We start from the raw sequence: 6,456 nt of genomic DNA, 5'->3' as shown, positions 1-6,456 counted from the left end.
GATAAGAAGCTTGTTTTATCCAGTCGTTACTTCGATGCCGTTCGGGCTGAGGAAGCGCGATAGCGCTGTCTCGAAGCCTTGGCATGGTGCTAAGGCTTCGAGACAGCGCTATCGCCTCTCCTCAGCCCGAACGGATCGAGGTAAATCAAGCTTCTTATCCATCTTAACGTGAGTTATATCAAGGATTATTGAGAAATAACACAATCAGAACACAAACCCTTTATTTCCACCGTATAATTCAAAATCGAAAATTGTTCGGATTTTGCCGCTTCACTGATAGCACTAAAGTCAACAAGACACTCCAATTCCTTAACAAAATCACATTGATTACAAATAAGAAATTGTGCTTGGCCCACATGATGTCCATGCAAACAGGCTACATAAGACTTAAGGCTATCAATACAGTGGACAAAGCCTTCCTGATGCCAAAATTGAATGGCGCGATACACTGTAGGTGGTTTGGGATTTTCAATTTCCAGAGACAATCTTTGTAATATCTCATATGCACCGAGCGGTTTGCCCTCGTTAATTAATATTTTGAGCACACGCTCGCGTGGCCCGGTATAGCGGTAACCATGATCAATACAATGTTTGTAAGCCCTATCCAATAAATTATGATTCATCATTTATCTTTAATTAAATAATCAGTGTATGGTTCATTTAAGCCATAAAATTTCTTTTTCAAATATCCTATCATAATATCACTTGGTTTATTAATGCTATTTAGTGACAAAAAAATATATAATGTGTCTTGCTCTTAAGTTGCCAAGTGTTATAGTATAACACTTTTATTTGAGGGGAGCTAATAGTTACTCCTTCTCAGGCCTTATCTGGCTGTTTACATCAATATAAGAGGCAAGCTATGGATCATGCTCATAATCATATCGACCATTCAGATGATGCTCTAATAGAAGACCAATATGAGCATAGCCATGATTCTGACCATTCAACTCATAAGAAACATAAAAAAAAGAAAAAGCACGAGCATGCTCATGGTGATCACAACCACGATCATCATCACGACCATGAACACGAAAACCATTGGTTAAAAGCCGGATTAGGCATACTTTGGGGAGTCGGCCTGCTGGTCTTATCCATTGCCAGTTTTAATATTCCGGCTATTGCCTATTATGCCATAACCGGACTCACATCACTGATGACCTTATATTTAGGTTATTCGGTATACCAATCGGCATGGGATGCATTGCTGGGCCTAAGGTGGAATACCACTACGCTTTATACTATCAGTACTTTGACCATCTTTGCTGTTTCTCTCGTCAGCATGTTCGTACCAGGTCTGCCCATGATGTTTGAGGCTGCCCCTCTGGTTTTAGGGTTCTGGCATTTGGGAGAAGGCATAGAACACAGTCTGGTAGGTGAAATTACTAAGAAACTCGATGTACGCGATTGTCTCTCGCCTACAGTCAAAATGAAAGGCAGCTCTGACAAAGAGATTTCAATTAAAAAATTACTTCCTGGTGATCACATCATCGTGAATCAAGGAGACGTCATTCCGGTTGATGGCGTATTGGCAGAAAGTACCCTCCTTTATACTACCCGAATTGATGGCTCCCCTGCCCTTAAACGGTTTAAAGCAGGTGACGCGGTAAAATCCGGCATGCGCCTGGCAGAACATGGTTCTCCAGTAGAAATGCAGGTGACCCATACTTATAAAAAGTCCTATCTCTCCCTGATTGCTCAGAATATTAATAAAGCCAATGACGAAAAGGCACCCATTCAACTGTTTGCGGATACGATATTAAAATATTTTATTCCGGGTTTACTGGCCATAGCTGTTTTATCCGGGATTATTATAGGTACTTTATTTACCCCGGCTCTTGCGATTCAGTGTGTTATTTCTGTTCTGGTTAGTGCCTGCCCTTGTGCTCTGAGCCTTATAACCCCCATGGCAGTTAAAATTGGTATGACCAAAGCCTCAGATCACGGAATTCATTTTAATAATGGTAAAGCATTACAGGCCGCTGCTGATATTGATGTCGTTGTCTTTGATTTAAATGGAACATTGACTAAAGGTCAGATTGAAGTGAGTTCTTTGAATATCGACGATAAACGCTTTTTAAATCACATTGCCTTATTAGAAAGCCATTCTGAACACCCGGTTGCTAAAACCATAAGAGCTTATATTCAAGGTTCTACTCCGAGTGCAAAAGAAGAATTACAGTGTACATCCATTGATAAAAGCCACCATTCCGGTATGAAAGGAATAATAAATGGTGTGCGATTTATGATTGGGAACAGAGAAATGCTGCTGGAAAATGACATAACCCAATTCCCAAAACCTTATGACAACCCGGATAATGGCTCTGTTTATATAGTCAGAGGTTCTAGAGTCATAGGACAAATCGCACTGGACGACCCTTTGCGCGCTGATGCAGTTGCAACGGTAAATAAGTTAAAGGAGCTAGGAAAAGAAGTCCATATTTGTTCTGGTGCGGGTAAAACTACAGTAGAAAAATATGCTGAAGTGTTAGGCATATCCAGGGATAACCTTTGTGCTAACGCCGTAGGTGCGGTCACTAAAGCGGGTGAAATGTCCAAGACCAGTTATCTTGAACTATTGAAACTCAAAGGGCATAGAGTAGCTATGGTGGGTGATGCGGCCAATGATCTGACTGCAATTGCCTATGCGGATTTGGGCATTGCTGTAAAATCGACTATTGGAGATAACATAACGGAACAATACGCGGGTATTGTGATTCAGGAAGGTTCATTGTTCCCTATTGCAACCGCATTCGATGTATCACAAAAAACGCAACAGAATATTTTCCAAAACCTGATAGTGAGTTTGACTTATAATTCAGTGATCACCTTAGTTGCCGCAGGATTATTTGTAGCACTTGGTTTTGCTCTCAATCCGGTGCTTGGTGTTGCATTAATGGTCATTGAATCAACTATTGTTTTGGCTAATTTGTATCGTTTCAAACAGCAGGATGTGCTCACCCCTGAACCAGAAAATCATGATGAGATAAATGAGGAGCTCAACCAAAGCACCTCGACCATTTTAAACACACTGGGTCATCAACCTGAGTCTGCTAAGCAATTTGTGACAATATCAGAACCTCAGTCATCAGGTTCAGTATTGCAATTTAATCCACCTTCGGTTCAGGAGCAAAATAGCGATTTGGATACAAACGATACTCCTTTATGTTCTGCATGTCGGTGATAAGCTTTTCTGCGAAAAGACACCCTGTATAAACGCTAATCAATCGACTAACTTACTGAATTTACATAGTAGCCAAGAGTCTATGCACAGAGTTATCCACAGAAAATGTGGATAACTGACTGTGAATTTCTTAATATGGAAATAGGTTAAATCCCTTATGCGGCAAGGATTTGCTGTTAAATAAGCTATTGAACTTTAAAGGATCTTTGAGTAGTCAGGAAAAAGATATCCACAGAGTGGGATTAATAATTTGTGCTATCTGGAGTTACATACTAACAACAAAAAAAATAAAAAAACAGTCTTGACTCAGGTTATTTTTATAAAAAAATATCTTCGAAATATCCTATTTTGTACACTTCGAATAATTCGATTTATCACATCTCAAATCTTATGCATTAAAACAAAATATTACTCTTCGTAGCCCGGTCTGCTTGCAACCGGGATCGAAGTGGCACAATTCCCGGCTGCAAGCAGACCGGGCTACGCACTAAATCAGACTTTGTGCCGCAACAAAATTTCCGCTTCCTGACGGTCGCGGCTCGGTTTCCGGTGCACGATGAAATAAATACGAACGCACGAAAACCGAGCCGCGACCGTCAGGAAGCGGAACAGTTATAATGGCACATACTTTATTTCTGAGTAGATCCTGGTGGACTACAACTCTCTTAACATCCAGACATCACAACCAAAATGACCGCTACTTCCCAATGGGCTGTGCAGTGCTTCAAAACCATATTTCGTATACAAGCGTATCGCTCCACTCATGGTTGCAAGTGTTTCCAGATAAAGTTGTTTGTAACCACTATCTTTAGCCTCTTTTATCAACATTCGCAGCAGAGCATCCCCTATTCCTAATCCACGTGCATCAGCAGATAAATACATTTTCTTTAATTCGCATACCTCAGGCGCACCGAGCAGAGGGCCAAAACCGGCGCCACCTAATAACATTCCATTTTTTTCAGCCACATAATAAGCTCTGTCATTTCCCTGATAGGATTCGTACATGGAAGTCAATTCGATATCAGCATAAGCAAATCCAGGTTTATTAGCGCCGAACTCAACCAGAATATGTTTAATCACCTGTTCCAGCATCGCATTGTCTGTTACTTCAATTTTCCGTAGAGTTACATCAGTGTGTTCCATTTTCATCTACTCCCCAAGTGTTCAGTTAATGATTTTATTTCAACAATGCATTCATCCGAAATTTTATAATGAAGACAATTATTTTCCAGTTTTTGGATATACCCCATGCTTTCCAACTTATTGAGCACGAGGAGAATGTCCGGCGTTAATTCAAATCGAAAACGAGGTATTGACGAGTTTAAGATGGCATTCCTTTCGACTACAAAGAATTCTCTTATGTTTCTGCTCTCAGGGTCATTAATTTTGTTTTTAAAGAGATTCATAAATTCAGGATGATCATTAAACAGCATTTCCATGTCACGCTTTTTATTATTAACCGCATCCTCATCCGCTCTTCGGTTATCTATAAGTTTTTGCCAGCAATAACGACCAACTGCTGTTGTTAGTCCCCCAACAATAAAACCACTTATAAATATGCTATTCATCACAACTCTGATTTATTAATTATAGGCTCTCTATATTTTGCTCAGGATTATACCATAACGAATAAAACTTATTGATTAATTCGTTTCTGATTATATAATGGCGGCCTAAGGAATGGAAAATCCCTTAGAAATTAACCAATAACAAAAATGGACATATCATGGAAAAAATCACTAAATCAGTAAGGTTATCAACCCACCTTTTCTCAAAGAATCATAATTCAGTATTTAAAATAATTACAACCGTTATATTATCAATATCCCTATCAGCATGTGCATCACTAATGGACAGGATGCCAATAGATACTCCTCAACGAGAAACCATTCGTGAATCAAATGAAATGCTTTCCTCGCATAAAGAAATTCAAGTAGAACAATATCAAGCCAATAATAATTACGCTGCAGTAACAGGAAATGCTACAGCTAGTATTCTTGCGGGTGGTATAGTCAATGCAGTAGTTTCAGCCCATGAAAATTATCAGGCTGACAAAGCGTTACAACCTTTGAAAAAAAGCCTGAAGGATTATGACTACAGACAATTATTTCAACAGTCACTGACCACAGAGTTGAGCGACATTAAATGGCTGCATTTGAAGCAAAAACAAATTACAGACAATTCAAATGATCGGCAAAAGGATCAATACATTAAAAATATGAATCAAATGGGTGATGCCTTTATTTTTGTTGATTTATCTTACGAACTATCACATCCCATGGATCATATGACGGTTACAGCCCAAGTAGAACTCTATAAGCGGGATCTGAAAAAATCGACTCTGGTTTATAAAAATACGTTTACTTACATTGATGAATTGGCAAAACCAGCTAAGCCAATGACATTTATTGATTTATGGCTGGCTAATCAGGGAGCGCAAGCACGTAAAAGCATGAATGAAGCAAAAATGATGTTATCTTCTGCTATAGCCAAAGACATTTCAGACCCGACCATAAGACCTGACAATAAAAAACCAACGAATGTCTGGTATTCCGTAGGCAGGACTGGTCAAGCAGCCTATCTGGAAGAAAAGAAAGGTAAAAAAAGTATATTGCGAACCAAGTTTGGCAAAATTGTTATTGTAAATAGCCAATTTGTCACCACGAAACATAATTGGCGCGAATAGGCCTGCTGAATGTAAGCTCGTATTATTGCAGCATTAATACGAGCTTTACCTTTTGTTCGGCAGGTGACAGGTCAATGCTTGAGTGGACATCAAGCCGAGCTGGCCCCTATTTTGCAGCCTTAGTAAAGCCACGACAAAAGACGCTCAGTAAAGCATTGGGGTGTTATAGCCCGGTCTGCTTGCAGCCGGGATCACGGATGTATAATCCCGGCTGCAAGCAACTGACTCTTCTACACATCTATGCCATTACCCGATCCACGTCGTCCTGAGCGCGTCTTTTTGCGCGAAGGATCTCCTGAATGCGGCATGGTGCCAATATTTGGAGATCAACTATGTTTCAGAACATATTTTCAATGATTTAAATTTGCCTAATTTGACACATTTAACTTCGTTCCTGCATCTCTCACTCTGGCATTAGCAATAACAATGATTTTCCGCATTAAAGCAGTTAATGCCACCATTTTTTTCTTTCCAGCGGAAATAAGCTGATTAAAAAATGTTTTCAATGACGAGTTAGAGCGTCTGGCCGCCATAGCTGCCATAAATAACATAGATTTAACCCCGCTCCGTCCATAGCTTACGCGCC

General features: G+C 39.8%; 5 protein-coding genes and 1 pseudogene. 2 read left to right on the top strand and 4 right to left on the bottom strand.

The window, feature by feature from the left end; genetic code table 11:
- Positions 1-185: 185 nt before the first annotated feature.
- Entirely contained in the window at positions 186-623 is a 438-nt protein-coding gene (locus B094_RS0113135) for a Fur family transcriptional regulator (RefSeq protein ID WP_018578275.1), read from the bottom strand.
- Positions 624-862: 239 nt separating this feature from the next.
- Here B094_RS0113135 and B094_RS0113130 point away from each other — a divergent pair, with 239 nt between their 5' ends.
- The gene (locus tag B094_RS0113130; RefSeq protein WP_018578274.1) at positions 863-3,184 is read left to right on the top strand and encodes a heavy metal translocating P-type ATPase; all 2,322 of its coding nucleotides are present in this window, start codon (positions 863-865) and stop codon (positions 3,182-3,184) included.
- A 654-nt stretch (positions 3,185-3,838) separates the two neighbouring features.
- On the opposite strand, the gene B094_RS0113125 is transcribed toward B094_RS0113130, so the two are convergent.
- Positions 3,839-4,333 (bottom strand): GNAT family N-acetyltransferase, encoded by a 495-nt coding sequence (locus B094_RS0113125; RefSeq protein WP_018578273.1) that lies wholly within the window; start codon positions 4,331-4,333, stop codon positions 3,839-3,841.
- On the bottom strand, positions 4,330-4,752 hold the full coding sequence (locus B094_RS0113120; RefSeq protein WP_018578272.1) for a hypothetical protein: 423 nt from the start codon (positions 4,750-4,752) through the stop codon (positions 4,330-4,332). Before B094_RS0113120 ends, B094_RS0113125 begins: the two co-directional genes overlap by 4 nt.
- 290 nt (positions 4,753-5,042) lie before the next feature.
- Here B094_RS0113120 and B094_RS0113115 point away from each other — a divergent pair, with 290 nt between their 5' ends.
- Positions 5,043-5,870 carry a hypothetical protein gene (locus B094_RS0113115; protein WP_058387185.1) on the top strand — a complete coding sequence of 276 codons (828 nt, stop codon included), beginning with the start codon at positions 5,043-5,045 and terminating at the stop codon, positions 5,868-5,870.
- Positions 5,871-6,238: 368 nt separating this feature from the next.
- Here the strand turns inward: B094_RS0113115 and B094_RS0113110 are convergent.
- Positions 6,239-6,456, bottom strand: a pseudogene (locus B094_RS0113110) (hypothetical protein); the annotation flags it as partial.

The organism is Legionella shakespearei DSM 23087 (assembly GCF_000373765.1).
Lineage (GTDB): Bacteria > Pseudomonadota > Gammaproteobacteria > Legionellales > Legionellaceae > Legionella > Legionella shakespearei.
This window is presented reverse-complemented; position numbering and strand designations above follow the sequence as displayed.